Annotated in this window: 18 protein-coding genes; 6 read left to right on the top strand and 12 right to left on the bottom strand. The window is 70.3% G+C overall.

Going from position 1 to position 18,033, the window contains the following annotated elements; genetic code table 11:
- Positions 1–45 precede the first annotated feature (45 nt).
- The 5 genes from ACLJQF_RS40805 to ACLJQF_RS40785 form a co-directional block, all read right to left on the bottom strand.
- Positions 46–1,002, bottom strand: a complete 957-nt coding sequence (locus ACLJQF_RS40805; RefSeq protein ID WP_410615654.1) for an N-acetylmuramoyl-L-alanine amidase — start codon at positions 1,000–1,002, stop codon at positions 46–48.
- A gap of 62 nt (positions 1,003–1,064) precedes the next feature.
- Complete coding sequence (locus ACLJQF_RS40800) at positions 1,065–1,940, bottom strand: A/G-specific adenine glycosylase (RefSeq protein ID WP_410615653.1); 876 nt, start codon at positions 1,938–1,940, stop codon at positions 1,065–1,067.
- A 9-nt stretch (positions 1,941–1,949) separates the two neighbouring features.
- Entirely contained in the window at positions 1,950–2,900 is a 951-nt protein-coding gene (locus tag ACLJQF_RS40795; RefSeq protein ID WP_410615652.1) for a glycosyltransferase, read from the bottom strand.
- Between the two features lie 41 nt (positions 2,901–2,941).
- Positions 2,942–3,433: a beta-class carbonic anhydrase gene (locus ACLJQF_RS40790; RefSeq protein WP_410615651.1), complete on the bottom strand. Its 492-nt coding sequence runs from the start codon at positions 3,431–3,433 to the stop codon at positions 2,942–2,944.
- A gap of 100 nt (positions 3,434–3,533) precedes the next feature.
- Positions 3,534–4,634, bottom strand: coding sequence for a LacI family DNA-binding transcriptional regulator (locus ACLJQF_RS40785; RefSeq protein ID WP_410615650.1), 1,101 nt, complete (start codon positions 4,632–4,634; stop codon positions 3,534–3,536).
- A gap of 177 nt (positions 4,635–4,811) precedes the next feature.
- Here ACLJQF_RS40785 and ACLJQF_RS40780 point away from each other — a divergent pair, with 177 nt between their 5' ends.
- Genes ACLJQF_RS40780 through ACLJQF_RS40770 form a run of 3 tightly spaced genes read left to right on the top strand, consistent with a single transcriptional unit; the run spans position 4,812 to position 7,459 of the window.
- Complete coding sequence (locus tag ACLJQF_RS40780) at positions 4,812–5,726, top strand: metal ABC transporter solute-binding protein, Zn/Mn family (protein ID WP_410615649.1); 915 nt, start codon at positions 4,812–4,814, stop codon at positions 5,724–5,726.
- Between the two features lie 2 nt (positions 5,727–5,728).
- Positions 5,729–6,574 (top strand): metal ABC transporter ATP-binding protein, encoded by an 846-nt coding sequence (locus ACLJQF_RS40775; RefSeq protein ID WP_410615648.1) that lies wholly within the window; start codon positions 5,729–5,731, stop codon positions 6,572–6,574.
- Positions 6,575–6,577: 3 nt separating this feature from the next.
- On the top strand, positions 6,578–7,459 hold the full coding sequence (locus ACLJQF_RS40770; protein ID WP_410615647.1) for a metal ABC transporter permease: 882 nt from the start codon (positions 6,578–6,580) through the stop codon (positions 7,457–7,459).
- Between the two features lies 1 nt (position 7,460).
- On the opposite strand, the gene ACLJQF_RS40765 is transcribed toward ACLJQF_RS40770, so the two are convergent.
- The 3 genes from ACLJQF_RS40765 to ACLJQF_RS40755 all read right to left on the bottom strand — a co-directional run bounded on the left by ACLJQF_RS40765 (position 7,461) and on the right by ACLJQF_RS40755 (position 11,961).
- Complete coding sequence (locus ACLJQF_RS40765) at positions 7,461–7,895, bottom strand: hypothetical protein (protein ID WP_410615646.1); 435 nt, start codon at positions 7,893–7,895, stop codon at positions 7,461–7,463.
- A 96-nt stretch (positions 7,896–7,991) separates the two neighbouring features.
- On the bottom strand, positions 7,992–9,200 hold the full coding sequence (locus tag ACLJQF_RS40760; protein WP_410615645.1) for a DUF445 domain-containing protein: 1,209 nt from the start codon (positions 9,198–9,200) through the stop codon (positions 7,992–7,994).
- Between the two features lie 40 nt (positions 9,201–9,240).
- Positions 9,241–11,961 carry an AfsR/SARP family transcriptional regulator gene (locus ACLJQF_RS40755; protein ID WP_410615644.1) on the bottom strand — a complete coding sequence of 907 codons (2,721 nt, stop codon included), beginning with the start codon at positions 11,959–11,961 and terminating at the stop codon, positions 9,241–9,243.
- Between the two features lie 120 nt (positions 11,962–12,081).
- On the opposite strand from ACLJQF_RS40755, the gene ACLJQF_RS40750 reads away from it, so the two are divergent.
- Positions 12,082–12,468, top strand: a complete 387-nt coding sequence (locus ACLJQF_RS40750; RefSeq protein WP_410615643.1) for a hypothetical protein — start codon at positions 12,082–12,084, stop codon at positions 12,466–12,468.
- Positions 12,469–12,523: 55 nt separating this feature from the next.
- Here ACLJQF_RS40750 and ACLJQF_RS40745 read toward each other — a convergent pair whose 3' ends face one another.
- A complete protein-coding gene (locus ACLJQF_RS40745) occupies positions 12,524–13,750 on the bottom strand; it encodes a DUF445 family protein (protein WP_410615642.1) in 1,227 nt (408 codons plus the stop codon).
- Positions 13,751–13,871: 121 nt separating this feature from the next.
- Here ACLJQF_RS40745 and ACLJQF_RS40740 point away from each other — a divergent pair, with 121 nt between their 5' ends.
- Positions 13,872–14,789, top strand: a complete 918-nt coding sequence (locus tag ACLJQF_RS40740; RefSeq protein ID WP_410615641.1) for a hypothetical protein — start codon at positions 13,872–13,874, stop codon at positions 14,787–14,789.
- A 105-nt stretch (positions 14,790–14,894) separates the two neighbouring features.
- A complete protein-coding gene (locus ACLJQF_RS40735; protein WP_410615640.1) occupies positions 14,895–15,545 on the top strand; it encodes a class II aldolase/adducin family protein in 651 nt (216 codons plus the stop codon).
- Here the strand turns inward: ACLJQF_RS40735 and ACLJQF_RS40730 are convergent.
- The 3 genes from ACLJQF_RS40730 to ACLJQF_RS40720 all read right to left on the bottom strand — a co-directional run bounded on the left by ACLJQF_RS40730 (position 15,542) and on the right by ACLJQF_RS40720 (position 17,923).
- A complete protein-coding gene (locus tag ACLJQF_RS40730) occupies positions 15,542–16,195 on the bottom strand; it encodes an HD family phosphohydrolase (RefSeq protein WP_410615639.1) in 654 nt (217 codons plus the stop codon). The genes ACLJQF_RS40735 and ACLJQF_RS40730 overlap by 4 nt on opposite strands.
- A 73-nt stretch (positions 16,196–16,268) precedes the next feature.
- Positions 16,269–16,907 (bottom strand): hypothetical protein, encoded by a 639-nt coding sequence (locus ACLJQF_RS40725; protein ID WP_410615638.1) that lies wholly within the window; start codon positions 16,905–16,907, stop codon positions 16,269–16,271.
- Between the two features lie 2 nt (positions 16,908–16,909).
- Positions 16,910–17,923 carry a hypothetical protein gene (locus ACLJQF_RS40720; RefSeq protein ID WP_410615637.1) on the bottom strand — a complete coding sequence of 338 codons (1,014 nt, stop codon included), beginning with the start codon at positions 17,921–17,923 and terminating at the stop codon, positions 16,910–16,912.
- Positions 17,924–18,033 lie beyond the last annotated feature (110 nt).

Here is an 18,033-nt window from a genome sequence, read left to right as displayed (position 1 = left end):
CCTCAAATCACGCGTGTCGGCTTCCCGATCACGCGTGTCGACCCTTCAGGCCCGTGCCAGATCCGCCCGCCAGGCCGCCGTCGACCGGTCGGCCGGGACGATCAGCGGCCAGACGTCCGCGCCGAGGAAGCCCGTCTCGTCGGACACCTTCGCCGCCGTGCACGTGTCGCGGGCCAACCCTGCCTGAACGGACAACGCGGCCACGGCGTCCTTTGTGGACTGCCCGAAGACGCCGTCCGTCGGCACCCCGAAACCGGAGGCGCGCAGGAACTGCTGCGCCAGCTGCACCTTCCGGCCGGCGTCACCCGGCTTGAGCAGTGGCCACTCGGCCTCGGCCCGCGTCACCGCGACGCCGAGGACGCGGCCGACGGCGGTCCGCAGCTCCGGCAGCCGGTTGTAGAGCACCTGGCCGGGGCACTCCGTCGAGTTGAAGTCGCGGTGGCCCTTGATGAACTCCGGCGCGATGCCGTACTGGCTGGCGATGTAGGCGACCAGCGAGACCAGCGAGTTCCACAGCGCCGGCGGCACGTCCACCGTGCTGTAGAGGCCCTCGTTCTCGATGCCGATGACCTCGCTGTTGTGGTTGCCGACGTTCGCGCCCTGCACGTGCCGGGTGCCGCCGCGCAGGATCTCCAGGCTGCGGTGCCGGCCTTCGGTGATGTACCCGCCGCGGCTGTTGGTGAACTGCTGGCCGCTGTCGATCCAGCCGTTCTTGTCCATGTGCAGGTTCTGGATGAAGCGCGAGACGTAGTACGCGCGCGCCAGCGAGAAGTCGTCGTTCATCGGCGGGTCGACCGCGTGGTGCACGACGATGTACGTCGGCTTGTGGTTCTCCACCACGATGGTGCCGGTGGCGGGCCGGGCGCCCCAGTCGGACGTCGGGTGGATCGCCGGTACCGGAACGGCCGCGCCGGCCGTTCCCGTGGTCGTCATCCCCAGTGCGCCGGCCGCGGTTGCGGTCACCCCCGCCTTGAGCAGGGTCCGGCGGTCAACAGTGACCATGCGAAAAAGGTAACTCCGCAGCGCGCCGATGACAACTATTGACCAACTTTGGTTGTAGCGCGTTAGTGTTCACCTGGCAGGGCGAAGAGGCCGTCGCGGGTCTGCTCCAGGAGCCCGTCGACGAGCAGGGAGTCCAGGCAGCGGTCCCGCTGGCCGCCGTCGTGCCAGACGAGGTCCAGTTTCGCTTTCTCGACCGGGCCTTCGCTGCCGCGCAGCACGTCCAGCAGCCGCCCGCGGACCTGGCGATCGGTGCCGGCGAACTTCTGGACCGGCTTGGCCGGGCCGGTGTACTCGGGCCGCCCGGCGAGCTGCCACGCGCATTCGTCGTAGATCGGGCAGTCCGCGCACTTCGGGGCGCGCGCGGTGCAGATCAGCGCGCCGAGCTCCATGATCGCGGCGGAAAACTTCGCCGCGGGCGCGTCTCCGGCCGGCAGCAGGGCCTCGACGTCGGCCATGTCCCGGGTGGTGGACGCGGGCCCGGCGTCCCCGGCCCCGTGCACCGCCCGCGCGACGACCCGCCGCACGTTCGTGTCGACGACCGGCGCCCGCCGCCCGTAGGCGAAGGCGGCGACGGCGCGCGCGGTGTACGCGCCGATCCCGGGCAGCGCGAGCAGAGTGTCCACATCGGACGGAACGACGTCCCCGTGCTCCTTGGCGATCACCCCGGCGGCCTCGTGCAGCCGCAACGCCCGGCGCGGGTAGCCGAGCTTTCCCCAGGCTCGCACGACCTCGCCCGGTGACGACGCGGCCAGCGCGGACGGCACCGGCCAGCGTGCCAGCCACTCGTGCCAGATCGGCTGCACCCGGACGACCGGGGTCTGCTGGAGCATGATTTCGCTGACCAGGACACCCCAGGCCGAGCAGGTGGGCTCGCGCCAGGGGAGATCCCGGCCGTGCGCGGAGAACCAGTCGAGCAGTACGTCAGCGTCCACAGCCACGCCGGGAGGCTACTTCGCGTGCTTCGGCAGTTCGCGAGCGACCTCGTCCGGTGACGGCATGGCGGCGATCTCTTCGGCACTCGCACGGGCCGCGTCGCGGCAGGAGGACGCCTTCCGGGCCTGTTCGGCGACGGCGTCCGCGGTCAGCTCGCCGGGCAGGATGCGCAGGGCGGCACCCGCGGCGAGGAGGGCCTCGGCGTTGGCGAACTGGTCGGCTCCCTGCGGCAGGACCAGTTGCGGCACGCCCGCCGCGAGCGCGCCCAGCGTGGTGCCGCTGCCGCCGTGGTGCACGACCAGGTCCGCGTGTGCGAGCGCCGCCGCCTGCGGGACCCACGCCCGGGCGGTGACCTGCTCCGGCAGCGGGCCGAGCTCGGCCGGGAGCACGCGGCCGGTGGCCACCACGACGTGGGTGCCGAGCGTGGCCAGGCCCTCGATCGCCGTCTTGAGCACCTCCGGGGTGCCGAACGCCGTGCCGAGCGTCAGGTAGACCAGGGGGCGCCGGAAGTCGCCGGGCTCGGCGAACGGCACGGGACGCAGCGCGATCCGGTCCGCGGTCGCGAGGAAGCCCGCGTCCTGCAGGGACGGTGGGCAGATGTCCAGGTGCGTGCCGCCGTCCGGGCGGGTGAGGCCGATCCCGTCGGGGAACATCCGGCCGAAGCCGTGCCAGAGCGACGGGATCCCGGCGCGCCGGGCGGCCACGGCTGCTTCGGGAACGCCCCACCCGTGCACGACCAGGTCCGGACGCAGCCGCTTCAGGTCCGGCTCGAGGTCTTCGGCGTAGATCTCGTAGAACGAGTCCGCCGGCCGGAACGGGTTGAGGCCGAGCCGGCGCAGCGGCGCGTGGACGTGCTCACCGGCGGCGAAGTGCACCTCGTGCCCGATGTCCCGCGCCGCGACCGCGAGCGGGACCATCGGGTACGTGTGGCCGGCTGACGCCAGCCCGGCGAAGAGAATGCGCATGCTGTTCCCATCCGGATGTCGGCAACATCTGGATAGAAATGCTACTTGACCTCGGTGAGCTTCCCGGTCTTCACGTCGTAGACGAACCCGCGCACGTTCTCCGTGTGCGGCAGGTAGGCACTGCGCCGCACCCGCTCCACCGACGTCCGGACGCTGTTCTCGACGTTGCGGAACGCCTCGACCGACCAGGTCGGGCGCAGTCCGGTGTCGGTCTCCAGCTCGTCCTTGAAGTCGTCCTCGGTGACCATCGAAAGGCCGCACTCGGTGTGCTGGACGATCAGCACCTCGCGCGTCCCCAGCTTGCGCTGCGAAAGGGCCAGCGAACGGATCATGTCGTCGGTCACGACGCCGCCCGCGTTGCGGAGGACGTGCGATTCACCCTGGAGCAGGCCGAACAGCTCGAACACCCGGATCCGGGCGTCCATGCAGGTCAGGACGGCCACCTGGAGCGACGGCTTCGGGGACGAGCGGTCACCGGGCGTCACCTCGCCGAGTTCCTGGTTGCGCTTGAGCAGTACGTCGATCGAGGTCATCGGTCACCTTCCGGCCAGTGGCCCCGCGGCGCGGGCTAACCACTCCATTTGACCGGGTCAGTACCCCGATGAGCAATGCACTAAGGGCAATGTCACGAGGTCAGCCTCCGAACCAAGGCTCCTCGACGGTCCTCGGCGGCGCCGACGTCCGCCCGATGCGCAGCTCGGTCGGCAGGGTGATCGTCTTGGGTGCGCTCCGCTCGCCCGAGCTGAGCAGCAGCCGGCCGGCGGTCTTGCCCTTTTCGAGGACCGGCTGGTGGACCGTGGTGAGCCCGATCCGCTCGGCTTCGGCGATGCCGTCGAAACCGGTGACGGTGAGGTCCTGCGGCACCCGCAGCCCGCGCCGCTCGGCCTCGGCCATGGCGCCGAGCGCGAGGATGTCCGAAGTGCAGATCACCGCGGTGATCTGCGGGTACGCGTCCAGCAGCTGGCGGGCCGCGGACGCGCCGTCGTCCACCGTGTGGTCGAAGCGCTCGACCACCGGGACGCTCGCCCAGTCGACGCCCGCCGCCGAGAACGCGACGGCCAGCGCTTCCAGCCGGGTGCGCTGGACGTGGAAGTGCGCGCCGCTCTGCCGGGTCGTGGAGACGAAGTCGTCGTTGCGCTCGCGGGCCAGCCGCATGCAGATCACGCCGACCTGCCGGTGGCCCAGGGACACCAGGTGCCCGGCGATCTTGCCGACGGCCGCTGCGTCATCCGGGCCGACGCGGTCGATGCCCTCGATGCTCGGCTGGTCGATGATCACCGTCGGCACCGGCCGCTCGAGCACGGCGGCCAGGTGCGGGTCGTCGTCCGGCACGGAGTAGACGACGAAGCCGTCGACACCCGCGCGGTGCACCGCGGCGACGTCCTCGCGGCCCGGGCTGGCCGGCACCAGGTGCAGGCCGACGCCGGCGTCTTCGCAGGCCAGCGCCAGTCCTTCGAGGACACCGACGGCGGCGGGGTCGCGGAAGGCGTAGGAGAGGTTTTCGGTGAGCAGCAGCCCGACCGCGCCCGCCCTGCGCGTGCGCAGGGAGCGGGCGACCGGGTCGGGGCCGGGGTAGCCGAGGCGCCGCGCGGTCTCGAGGACCCGGCGGCGCAGCTCCGGCGAAAGCTGGTCCGGCCGGTTGTACGCGTTGGACACGGTGGTCCTGGACACTCCGAGCTCTGCCGCGAGCGACGCCAGTGTCGCCTGCCGTCGGGTGCGAATAGGACGTCCCATCTGCAAACCGTAACGGTTCAGAACGGTTTCCTGAAGAGACACCCCGCGTGGTCGATGTCTCGATCCGCATGCGCGGAGACGCATACACCAAAGCGGGATCTCATGGCCAGAAAGTCATCCGGATGGGGTAAGGTGAATCTGACAACGGTTTCCATTAGCGTCTACAGGGGTTCTTCGATGAGTTCTCGCCGCACCAGGAGCGCGCTCGCCGCCGCTTCGGCCCTGTCCGTGTTCGCTCTGGCCGCGTGCTCCGGCGGCGGGACGTCCTCCGACGGCGGCGGCGCGCAGGCGGGCAGCGACGGCAGGATCAAGGTGGTCGCCTCGACCGACGTCTGGGGCAGCGTCGTCACCGCCGTCGGCGGCGCGAACGTCGAGGTCAAGTCGATCATCCACGACCCGTCGGCCGACCCGCACTCGTACGAGACGACGGCGGACGACGCCCTCGCGGCGAAGGGCGCGCAGCTGCTGCTGTCCAACGGCGGCGGGTACGACGAGTTCTTCGGCAAGCTCACCGAGCAGTCGGGGAGCGCGAAGAAGCTGGTCGCCTACGACATCGCCGCGACCGGCGACGAGAACGAGCACGTCTGGTACGACCTGCCGGGCGTCGACAAGGTCGCCGACCAGCTCGCGGCGCAGCTGGGCGAGCTCAAACCGGCGGCCAAGCAGCAGTTCGCCGACAACGCGACCGCGTTCAAGGCCAAGGTCGACGCGCTCGAGAAGCGGCTCGAAGAGCTGGGGGCCGCCCACCCGGGTACGAAGGTCGTCGTCACCGAGCCGGTCGCGCACTACCTACTGGAGAGCGCGAAGATCACCGACGCGACGCCCAAGGCGTTCTCGGACGCGGTGGAGAACGACACCGACGTCCCGGCCGACGCCGTCAGCGCCTACAAGCAGCTGATCGCGACCAAGCAGGTCAAGGCGCTGATCAACAACGAGCAGACGGTGACGCCGCTGACCCAGGACGTCGTCAAGCAGGCGAAGGACACCGGGATCGGCGTGGTCGGCGTGACCGAAACGCTCCCCGCGGGTGTGACGGACTACATTGGCTGGATGACCGGGGAAGTCGACGAGCTGGCTGGGGCGTTGAAGTAGCCATGGCACCCGCATCCGACGACGTACGCCCCGCGGTCCGGGTCCGCGGGGCGGGGCTCGCGTTCGGCCCCCGCACCCTCTGGTCGGGGCTGGACCTCGTCGTCGAGCCGGGTGAGTTCCTCGCCGTGCTCGGCCCGAACGGCTCCGGCAAAAGCAGCTTCCTCAAGGCGCTGCTCGGCATGCAGGATCTGTCGGCGGGCACGGTCGAGATCGCGGGCGGCCGTCCGGGCGGCGCGAACCGCAAGGTCGGCTACATCCCGCAGCAGCGCGCGATCGACGAGTCGCTGACGCTGCGGGGCGTCGACCTGGTCGGGCTGGGCCTCGACGGGCACCGCTGGGGTTTCGGGCTGGCCGGCATGGCCGCACGCCGTCGACTCGTTTCCGAAGCGATCGACGCGGTAGGGGCGACGCGGTACGCGAAACAGCCCGTCGGCCGGTTGTCCGGCGGCGAGCAGCAGCGGTTGCGGGTGGCGCAGGCCCTGGTCGGCGACCCCGAGGTGCTGCTGTGCGACGAGCCGCTGCTGTCGCTCGACCTGGCGCACCAGCGCGCGATCAGCGAGCTGATCGACTCCCGCCGGCGCACGGCCGGCACCGCGGTGCTGTTCGTGACCCACGAGATCAACCCGGTGCTGCCGTTCGTCGACCGCGTCCTGTACCTGGTCAACGGCCAGTTCCGGATCGGCAAGCCGGACGAGGTCATGACGACCGAGACGCTGTCGCAGCTGTACGGCACCCGGGTCGAGGTGCTCAAGGTCGGCGGTCAGATCCACATCGCGGGCGCGCAGAGCTCGCTGTGCGAGGGCGAGCCGCACCACCACGAACACGACGTCGAAGAGCAAGTGGGCTGAGTCTTGGATCTGTTCGACTTCGGCAAGACCTGGGAGCTGATCACCGAGCTCGAGGGTGTCCAGACGGCGTTGCTGGCGGCGTTGATCCTCGGCCTGGTGGCGGGGGTCCTGGGCCCGCTGATCGTGATGCGGCGGATGTCGTTCGCGGTGCACGGGACGTCCGAGCTGGCGTTCACCGGCGGCGCGGCGGCCCTGCTGCTGGGGATCGGCGTCGAGTACGGCGCACTGATCGGCGCGGTGGTGGCCGCGCTGCTGCTGGGCATCCTCGGCGCGCGTGACGCCGATCGCGACTCGGTGATCGGCGTGATTCTCTCGTTCGGGCTCGGCATGGGCGTGCTGTTCCTGTCGTTCTACAAAGGACGGTCCGGGAACAAGTTCGGCATCCTCACCGGCCAGATCATCACGATCGATTCGACGAACCTGACGTTGTTCGTGGTGTCGTCGGTGGTGGTGCTGGCGGTGCTGGCGCTGGTGTACCGGCCGCTGCTGTTCGCTTCGGTGGACCGGAACGTGGCCGTGGCGCGCGGGGTCCCGGTCAAGACGCTGACGGTGGTGTTCGCGTTGCTGGTGGGCGTCTCGACGGCGCTGAGCGTGAAGGTGGTCGGGTCGCTTTTGGTGGTGGCCTTGATGGTGACGCCCGCCGCGGCCGCTGCTCGCGTGACGGCGTCGCCCTGGAAGGCGACGGTGCTGTCCGTGGTGTTCGCCGAGGTGTCGGCCATCGGCGGGATCGTGCTGTCGCTGGCGCCCGGGCTGCCGGTGAGCGCGTTCGTGACGGCGATTTCGTTCCTGATCTACGTGGTCTGCCGGGTACTGGCTTGGCAGCGCGACCGCCGGACCCGGGTCCGCTCGGTGGACCCGGCTCCGGACCTGGTCGCCGCGGCCTGAGCTACTGCACCTGGAGCGTGTCGCTGATCGCGGCGTTGCCCCCGGCGGGATAGCCGACGGACTGGTACGCGGCGCGGGCACGGGACAGGACGCACGTGTTGCTGGGCGTCTGCCGGACCGAACGAGCCGGTACGGCGAAGTTCGTGATGTAGGCGCAGGGGTAGTAGCTGCCGGACTTGTAGAAGCCGATGTTCACCCGGGACGGGATCCAGTTGTAGTCCGAGGCGTTGCCGAGGTGGAGGGTGAAGTAGACCTCGTTGTTGTCAGCCCATGCGCAGGACTGCCAGTACAGCGCCGAGTTGCCGGCGGCGTACTGGTAGTCGCTGCACACGTGCCCGAACTTGCCTGGGGGCACAGTGACGTCGGCGGAGGCGACGCCCGCGCCCGCGAACAGGCCGGCGAGCGAAAGTACGACTGCGGTGACGAACCGTTTCATTGAGTTCCTCTCGTGGGTGTCCCGATCGGCCGGATGGCTGCTCGGAACACCCACGAACGACCGCCGGGTTTAGGCGCGTCCGCGTTCGTCACCTGATCAGCCCAGCATCAGCAGGACCTGCAACTCGCCCACCACGAACCCGATCACGCCGCCGACGGCGATCAGCTTCCACTCGTCCTGCCGGAACGCCGGTCGCAGCAGGCCTTCGAACTCCAGCGGCGTCAGCGCCAGCATCCGCTGCTCGATCACCTTCGCGACGTCCATCGCTTCGGTGAGGTACCCCTCGGCGTACCGGGCCGTGTCCGGCAGCTGCTCCAGGGCCTTCCGGGCCGCCGCGTGCTTCATCTCGCGCAGGCGGGTGCCGCCCACCGCCCACGCCAGCGGCATCTGCGCGTCGACCGTCTCCGACACCAGGTGCTCCACCCGGGCCGCCAGCCGGTCCGCGCGGGGGCCGCGCAGGATGGCGTCCAGCAGGTTCTGGACGGTCAGGACCTCGTTCGCGATCAGCTCGCCGTACTGCCGCGCCACCTCGGCCCGGCGGCGCTGGAACTTGCCCTGGAAGATCACCCGGCCGACGCGCACCGGCTCGCGCGGGACGAAGATCAGCTTGATCGCCAGCCAGTCGGTGCACAGGCCGATGACCCCGCCGAAGGCCGGCAGCACCCACGGCTCACGCGTGAACGCCCACACGATCGTCTGGACGAGGCCGAGCCCGAAGCCGAAGTAGATGCCCATCCGGGCGATGAACGCCATCTCCGGCCGGGACGTTTCGCGGATCAGCCGCACCAGCAGCTTCTTGTCCCTGGTCAGCCGCTGAACCGTCATGTGCTGGACGTCGAGCACCTCTTCGAGGTTCTCGCGGACGTCGTCGAGGAACTCCCGCACCAGCCGCGGCGCCGCCGCCTGGACCTGCTTGATCAGCATTTCCTGCGCCAGCGTCGGCAAGACCTCCCACAGCCGCGGGTGGTGCTCGGCCAGCACCTCGCGCGCGATGTGGTCGACCGCCTTCAGCAGCGGCTGTTCCAGCTCGCTGGTGATGATCACCGGGTCGATCCGCCCCAGTACCTCGCGAAGGTCCAGCAGGTTCGCCGTCAGCAACTCGGTCGCGACCGCGGCCATCCGCCCGCCGTGCTTCGGGACGACGCCCTGCCAGCCGAGCAGCGGCGGGATCCCGACGAACTCCAGCGGCCGGAACATCATTTCGATGGCGACGCGCTTGGTGACGTACCCGATCAGCGCGGCGACGAACGGCATCGCCGCGTACAGGGGCCAGTGCCGGGCGAGGTCGTGCAGGACAGCGTCCATTCCGGCCTCCCTCACGGTCCCGAGATCGAAACCGTACCGGCTACCCGATGAGCGCCGAAGCCTCCTCCGCCTGCGGGTCGCCGAGTTCCTCGAACACGGTCCTCGCGCGCCGCCAGCAGTCGCGGGCCTGGTCCGGTTCGCCCAGGAAGGCCAGGGACCGGCCGAGGTTCATCAGTGTCCGCGCCCGGCCGTAGTCGTTGCCGGCCAGGACGTGCTGCGCGATCGCCTGGCGGTAGCGGTCGACGGCGCGGCGGTGGTCGCCGCGCAGCGCGTACGTCTCGGCGAGGTTCGCCAGGCAGATCGCCGTGTGGTAGCGGTCGCCGCGCCGCCGGAACACGGCCAGTGCCTCCCGGTTGCGGGCCGTTGCCGGTTCCAGGCGGCCGAGCGAGCTGTTCGCCAGCGCGATGTTCATCAGGGCCAGCGCCTCGCCGAGGGTGTTGCCGCGGTCCCGGTGCAGCTGCCTGGCCTGGGTGAACGCGGCCAGCGCCGGTTCGAACCGGCGTGTCTCGGCGTAGGCGACGGCCAGGCTGTTCAGCGTCACCGGCGCCCGGTCGTCGTCACCGGTCGCCCGGTGCAGGTCCAGCGCCTGCCGGAAGTACGCGATGGCCTCGTCGTACTGGCCGTTCACCGCGTGCGCGGAGCCGAGGCTGGCCAGCAGCGCGCCTTCGGCCTTCGGATCGCCGAGCTGCCGCGCGGAACGCAACCCGGCTTCGCTGGTCTCGAGCCAGTCGCGCCGCCGCTTGCCCGCGTAGCAGTACGACGACACGGCGAGCGCCAGCTGCCAGGCGTGTGCGTGCAGCCCGTGGGCCGCGGCGCCGTCGATCGCCGCGACCAGGTTGGCCTGTTCGGCGTCGCACCAGCCCATCGCGCCGCGGTGGTCCGGGAACGCGACCGGCGTGACGGCGGCGACCGGTTCGACCAGCTCGAAGGGCGGCCGGTGCGGCCGCAGCCGTCCCTCGGCGGCGACCGTCGTGTGCAGGTACCAGTCCAGCACCCGGTGCCGCGCAAGCCGTTCTTCGGGATCTTCGGCGGCCAGCTCCGCGGCGTAGTCGCGCAGGAGGTCGTGACAGCGGTAGCGGCCCGGCGCGTCCGGGTCGAGGAGGTTCGCCCGGGTCAGCTCGGCAAGCGCTTTCCCGGGTTCCGCGCCCGCCAGCGCGGCCACGCCGGCCGCGCTCACCGTCTGGCCGGGGTGCACGGCCAGCAGCCGGAACAGCCGCGCCGCGGCCGGGCTCAGCGCCCGGTAGGACCAGGAGAAGACGGTGCGCAGGTTCTCGCCGGTGAGGTCGAAGGCGTCCAGCCGCTGCCCCGCCCGGAGCCGGGCGGTCAGCTCGGCCGGCGAGACGCCGGGTTCCTCCAGTGCGCGGGCCGCGACGATGCTCAGCGCCAGCGGGACGTGCCCGCAGTAGGCCGCGAGCGCGTCGACGCCGGCCCGGTCGTCGCGCAGCCGGGCCGGGCCGAGGTAGCCGGCCAGCAGGTCGGCGGACTCGGCCGGGCGGAACGGCCCGAGCCGGACGGCGGCCGCGTGTTCGCGCGCGATCAGGCTGCTCAATCGCGTGCGGCTGGTGACCAGCACGACGCACCGGCGGCCGCCCGGCAGCAGTGGCCGGACCTGCTCGGCGTCGGCCGCGTTGTCGAGCAGCACGAGCGTCCGGCGGTCGGCGAGCAGGCTGCGCAGCCGGGCGGCCTGCTCGCCGACGTCCGCCGGGACCGAGCCGGGTGGGACGCCGAGGGAGTGCAGCAGCCGGGGCAGCGCCTCGGCCGGCCGCATCGGCGCCTCCGTGTGGTCGAAGCCGCGCAGGTCCAGGTACAGCTGGCCGTCCGGGAAGCGGTCGCGGGCGTGGTGGGCCCAGTGGACCGCCATCGTCGTCTTGCCGATCCCGCCCATGCCGTGGACGACGACGATGCCCGCGTCCGCGGTCGCCGCCGTCAGTTCGGCCAGCTCGGGACCCCGGCCGACGAACCCGCGCCGGGCGTGCGGCAGCTCGGCGGGCGCCGCCTGCCGGGCCGGCGCGGGTTCCTCGGCGGCCCGCCCGGTGGCGGTCAGGATCTGCCGCTGGATCGAACGCAGGTAGTGGCCGGGTTCGACGCCGAGGCCGTCGATCAGGGCTCGCCGCGCTTCCTGGTACTCGCGCAGTGCTTCGGCGGTCTGCCCGGTGGCCTGCAGGGCGAGCATCAGCCGGCCGCGGAACTGCTCGGCCAGCGGCCGGCCGGCGACCAGCGCGCGCAGTTCGCCGAGCATCCCGGCGTGGTTCCCGGCGGCCGTTTCGGCGTCGATCCACGCCTCGGCGAGTCGGCTGCGGAACTCCTCCCAGGTGGGCTCGTGGCGCTGCCGCAGCAACTCCGAATCGACGTCGGCGAGCAGATCGCCGCGGGAAATCGCGCGTGCTTCCGCGAGCAGGATGCCCGCTTTTTCCTGATCGCCGCATTCGGTCGCCGTCTTGTGCAGCTCGCGGGCGCGGAAAACGTCGACGTCGCCGGGTGCGACGTCCAACGAATAACCGGGCGCCCGCGTGACGATACGTGCACGGCCCGTCGCGGAAAGGTTCTTTCGCAGCCGGGTGACGTGGCTGTGCACCGTTTCCCGGGCGGTGACCGGCGGATCGTCGCCCCACAGGCAGTCGACGAGGCTTTCGGCCGAGACCACCTGTCCCGGCTGCATGGCGAGCGCGGCGAATATGACGCGTTGCCTCGCCGACGTGATTCGCGTGGTTGCGCCCGAATCGTCGCGAATTTCGAGCGGGCCGAGCAAGCGGATCTCCACCAGGGGAATCTTGCCACCGATTTGCCACCCGGTTGCCAGGTCCGGCGAGGAGCCTGCAAGAGATCGACCGGGCCGGGGGCCCGGTCCACATCGGAAGGAACGATGTCTGTGCTCCACAGGATGAAGCGAACCGCCGTCGCGCTCGTGGTGAGCGTGCTCTCCATCGGCCTGTTCACCCTCGCCGTGCCGGGCACCGCGAACGCGGAACCGGTGACCTACAGCATGGAATGCACCTCGCAGACCGGCATCCACTCCTACGTCACCAAGCCCAGCCAGTGCTCCTACGGCGTGATCAAGTTCATCAGCTCCTACGACGGCAAGGTCAAGGGCAAGCTGGACATGTACGCCCTGCAGACCGGCATGAAGCTGCACGGAGACAGCCTGGAGGAGCTCTACCGGAAGTGCTCGGCGAACATCATCTGCCAGATCGGGGTCGCGGTGGTCGACGCCATCATCCTGAAGAAGGTCAAGCTCGCCTACGTCTGGTTCAAGGCCGTCATCGGCTGACGAGCCCGGCCGCCCCGGTCCCCTCCCGGGGCGGCCGCCTCGCCCGAGCGGGGCGTCAGTGCAGCAGGAGCAGCACCTGCAGTTCGCCCACCAGGCCACCGATGACCGCGCCGACGGCGATGAGCTTCCACTCGTCCTGCTTGAACGCCGGCCGCAGGATGCCTTCGAACTCCAGCGGGGTCAGCTGCTGCATCTTCGTGACGATGGTGTTCCGGACGTCGAGTGCGCCGGTGGCGTAGCTCTCGACGTGTTTCACCGTTTCGGGGAGGAACTCGATCGCTTTGGCGGCTGCCGCGCGTTTCATCTCCTGGTACTGCCGGCCGCCGATGGTCAGCGCGACCAGCGGCTTGGCGATGCTCGCCTGCGCGTCGATCGTGCGCTGGACCTCGCGGGTGACCATGGCGAACAGCTTGTCCGCGCGCGGCCCGGTGAGCACGGCCTCCATCACGTTCCGCACGGTGAGCACCTCGTCGGCGATCAGCGCGCCGTAGTCGGCGGCGACCTCCTGGCGGCGCTTCTGGAACATCCCCTGCCAGCGGAACACGCCGAACCCGCGCGGCTCCCGGGGGTAGAAGATCATCTTGAGGGCGAGCCAGTCCGTGACGAAGCCCGTGACGAAACCGAAGATCGGCATGATCAGCGGCTGTTTCGTCAGCGCCCAGGCGACGAACTGGACGAGGCCGATGACGAACCCGAACCAGATCCCCGAGCGCGCGATGAACCGGAATTCGGGCGCGGCGACCTCGCGGATCAGCCGGCAGGTCAGCGACTTGTCGCGGACCATGGCGCCGATCAGCATGTCGTTGACGTCGAGGACGTCGTCGATGTTGGTCGAGACCTCCCGCAGCAGCCGTTTGACGACGACCGGCGCCTGCGCGCGGACCTGGTCGACGAGCAGCCGTTGCGCCCGCGCCGGCAGCATCTCCCAGAGCCGCGGCTGGTAGGTCTCCATGACCTCCCGCGTGACCTCTTCGACGGCCTTCAGCAGGGGTGGTTCGAGCTCTTTGACCATTTCTTCCGGATCGAGCCTGGCGAAGATCTCCTGCGGGTCGACGAGGTTGCGGGTCAGCAGGTCGACGGCGGTGGTGGCCATCCGCCGCGCGTTCGCCGGGATGACGCCCTGCCAGCCGAAGGGTTTGACGCCGGCGAACTCCAGGGGCCGGAACATCATCTCGATGGCGACCCGCTTGGTGAGGTAGCCGATCAGCGCGGCGATGAGCGGCATGGTGGCGTAGACGTGCCAGTGCGCGCCGACGTCGGCGAGGATCGCCGGTATGTCCACAGTGAACTCCTCGCGTCCGGTCGGCGATTCAGGATGCCATGCGTTACCGGGGGTTCCAATATCCGTGATGCATCCTTTTGGCGGTACGCATCGAAGGACCCTTGCTCATTAAGGTGGCCCGATGGTCGCGCCTGAGAAGCCCCAGTCCGCCTCGAAGACTGCCCAGTTCGCCGTGGGTGTCCGCGGCTACAACCAGCGCCAGGTCGACGCACGTCTCGCCGAGCTGACCAAGGAGCTGCGCGAGACGTCCCGCAACCGCGACGACGCCGTCGCGACGTCCTCCGACCTCACGAAGGCCCTCGCGTACGCGCAGAAGGAGCTGGCCGAGACGAAGGCCGCCCTGGCCCGGATGAGCTCGAGCCCGTCCGGCGCGGGCGCGATGGCCGAGCGCGTCCGGATGATGATGCAGCTCGCCGAGGAGGAGATCGCGGACCTGCGCTCGGCCGCCCAGGCGGATGCGGCGTCGACCCGCGACCAGGCGGACAAGTACGCGCACGAGACTCGCCGCACGGCCGACAAGCTGGCGAAGGACGCGGAGGAGGAGCGCGCCCGCTTGCGGTCGGAGGCCAAGGCCGAGGTCGAGCGGCTGAACGTGGCGGCGGGAGCGAAGAGGGTCGAGCAGGCGGCGGCGGCCGAGCGGGCCCGGAAGGAAGCGGACGCGGCGGCCGAGGCGGAGGCGGCTTCGGTGCGCGAGGCAGCGGACCGGAAGGCAGCGGAAGAGCTGGCGGCGCGGAAGAAGGCCTTCGAGGAGGAGTTCGCGCGCAAGAAGCAGGAGACCGAGGCGGCGCTGGCTTCGGCCCAGGCCCAGCAGGCGACGGCGGACCAGAACCGGAAGCTGGCGCTGGACCTGCGGGCGAAGGTCGCCGAGCGCATCGCGGCGACGGACGAGGCGGTCAAGGAAGCCATGCGGCTGCTGGCACCGGCAGAGGACGCTCCGGCGGCGAAGGCCGCTTCGGAGGCGAACGGAGACCGCAAGCCGGCTCCGGCGCCGAAGTCGTCGGCGGCTCCTGCTGCTCCCGCGGCTCCGGCGAAGGCTTAGTCCCGGCAAAGCGCATGAATCCCCCGGACGGGGAGGTGGCCGACACTCGGGGTGACTGGCAATCTGCATGGCAGTTGCCGATCATCCACGAGACAGGACCTGCGCATGATCCTCGAGACCGAGCGGGCCGCCGTGTGCGCCTACGCGCGCCGGATGGTCGGTGACGGCCTGGTCGTCGGCACCTCCGGCAACGTGTCCATGCGGGCCGGCGACCTGGTCGCCGTCACGCCCACCGGCGTCGGCTACTCGAGCCTCACCCCCGCCGACATCCCCATCGTCGATCTCGGCGGGCAGGTCGTCGACGGGTCGCTCAGGCCGACCAGTGAACTGCCGATGCACCTGTCCGTGTACTGGGACGTCCGTGACCCGGACGGTGAGCCCGTGACCGCCGTCGTGCACACGCACTCGCCGCACGCCACCGCCGTCTCCACGCTCGTGCGGGAGGTGCCGCCGATCCACTACATCGTCGCCACCATCGGCCCGTCGGTGCGCGTCGCGCGCTACGCCACCTATGGCACGCCGGAGCTCGCCGCGGCCGTCCTGGAGGCGCTCGAAGGGCGCCGTGGCTGCCTGATGGCCAACCACGGCACCCTCACCTACGGCGACGGCCTCGAGGCCGCCTACCACCGCGCCCAGCAGCTCGAATGGGCCTGCCGCGTGTGGCTGCTCGCGCAGAGCGCCGGCCGGCCCAGCCTGCTGCCGCCGCCCGAGGTCGTGAACGTCGTCGAGCGGCTGCGTGGGTACGGGCAGGGCTAGGACGCCACCGCGTCCAGCAGTTCGGCCACGGTCGGGTCGTCGACCGCCTCCTTGATGCACTGCCACAGCTGCAGGTTCGCGGTCGCCCAGCGGGAGTACGTCGCCGCCGCCTCGGGGTTGTAGAAGTAGTACCCCTCGTCGTGGGCGTCGCACTGCTCGCCGACGATCTTGTGGGCCAGCTCGCGCAGGCTCAGGCCGTTCTCGCGCAGGTACCGGTGCGCCAGCACCACCGGTGTCACCGGCAAAGCCTTGAACAACGTGTCCGCGTCGCTCAGCGCCTGCGCTTCCAGGGAAATGTCGCGGCCGCGAGTGGCCATTTCCGCTTCGTCGACGATCTCGTCGATCCACCGCGCGATCCGCGGTGGGACGCCGCATTCGGCGAGGATTTCCAGCCGCAGGCTCCGGCCCGCCGCGGCCGGCGAGTTCCGGAGCACCAGGTAGTTGACGTCGTGCACCAGCGCGGCCGCTTCCACCACCGGTTCGTCGGCGCCGTTGTGCCGGGCGAAACCGGCGGCCTTCGCGCGGACGAAACTCACGTGGTGCCAGCCGTGGAACGGCAGCCGCTCGGCGTACTGCCGGCAGAGCCGGTGGACCCTTCCTTCGACGGTACCGACGACGGCGTGGTCGATCGTGCTTTCCTGCGTGCGCATACACCTCTCCCATCCCGGCCGTGGTGTTCAGACGGGTGGAGTAATGGTAAGCGCCGCTGACGCCGGTGTGTAGCTAGATGCGGTCGGCCAATTCCCCCAATCGGACCTCGACCGGAACGTGACGATGACCGATTCCGCTGGCCGGGTCGAAAGACAAGCTGAAACTGCTCACCGGGCGTGATTTGACGAGGAAAGTCATCGTTCCGGTGGCCGCTTCGGGGATGCGGTGGAATTCGTCGGCCAGCATCGTGGCGCACGCGCCGGCCGCGCAGAGCGTCCGGCGGCGCAACCGCGCGGACGCGATCAGGCCGGTGCCGGCGTCGATCGTCGTCTCGTACCTTTCGTGCAGGTAGTCACCACGGAGGATCGTGGTGCAGAAGTGGTACCTGTGGTTGTGCACGGAATCCGCGTACCCCTCCCGCCAGTCCTGCTGCGCCTTGTATTCGTGCAGCCAGAAGGAAAACGGGTCGGCCGGCGAATCGAGCAGGCACCAGGCGAAATGGGTGGTCGTTTCCCGTGACGAGCGCAGGACCTTGGTGGCCTGCGCGGCGGACAGCGCGCGGAGCTGCGTGCGCAGCTCCGCGCGGAGCCCGGACTGGGCGGCCCACGGCCGGAACCAGCCGTCGACCGCGCGCCACTCGGCGGCGAGCGGGAAACCGGCCGTGCGCAGGCGCGTGGCCAGTTCGGACAGGGGGGACAGGCGGGTGAGCAAGGTCAGCTCCCTAGCTCGGCGACTGCGGAGAACTCCGCGCGGAAGGCGTGGAACTTGCCCTCCAGCTCGCGGAACTGCTCCTCGGACAACGGGGATCCGGTGATCTTCTCGAACAGCGCCAGGAAATCCGTCCGCGTCGTCGCGGACGTGATGCGGAAGTGGCGGCCGGCCCGGGACTGCGAAACGCGCACGAATTCGGCGCGTTCCATGTTGTAGAGGAAGGAACCTTCGGTGAATCGCAGGGACCGCGGGTACAGCTTCGTGGCGCCGCGGACGTCGCTGTAGAGCGTCACCCACACGCTGTCGTCGAACATCTCGAGCCGGTCCAGCGGCGGGTCGGCGACCACGGTGATGTCGACCTGCGCGCACCGGCTGCGCGCCAGGAAGAGACCGACGAGCCCGATCCGGATCTCTTCGTCGAGCCGGGTCTGGATCTGTTCGGAGTCGACGTCGGCCGCTTCGCGGCGCAGCAGGTACCGGGCGCGCCCGCTGATCGAGCTCGCGTCGCGCGGATCGGCGATGACGGCCCGCAGTTCCCGTTCGGTGCGGGAAAGCAACAGGCGGGCGGCCGCGTGCCGACCGGAAAAACCGCGGAAGAAGTACTGCCGGGTCGCGTCGAGGTCGGCCATCAGCGCGCGGTTGAACGCGGGGTCGGGATCGGTCGTCGCCTCGAAGACGTCGGTGGGGAAGAACTCCTTGTTCAGTGCGCGGTATTCGGCGCTCAGGTCCTCCAGCGCGCGCCGGCTTTCCTCGATCACCGGTGTCACGAGCGCCTTCTGGGACGCACTGGCGGTGATCAGGGTCTGGCCGAACCCGACGATCGCGGAGATCAGGGTGCCGGTGCCGAGCGACGCCACCAGGTTCTTCCCGGTGCCGGGGTCCATCAGGCCGGCGATCCACAGGCTCAGGCCGGCGACCACGACGAGCACCGTGAGCAGCAGGCTCGTCCTGGTCCAGAAGATCTCTTGCAGTGGGGTACGGCGGAGGCGTCCGCCAGCCGCAGCCACGTACTTCACCTCCCTCGAACCACCCGAACGGACGTATGCGTAAAGTGTCTGTTCGAGCGCGGGGAGTCACTTTACGCGCCTACTGGGGTGCGCGAAATAAGAAGTTCGGGGGACAGGAC

Source organism: Amycolatopsis sp. lyj-109, assembly GCF_046548995.1.
Lineage (GTDB): Bacteria > Actinomycetota > Actinomycetes > Mycobacteriales > Pseudonocardiaceae > Amycolatopsis.
Note: the sequence above shows the minus strand (reverse complement) of the source record. Positions and strands in the feature narration are given on the sequence as shown.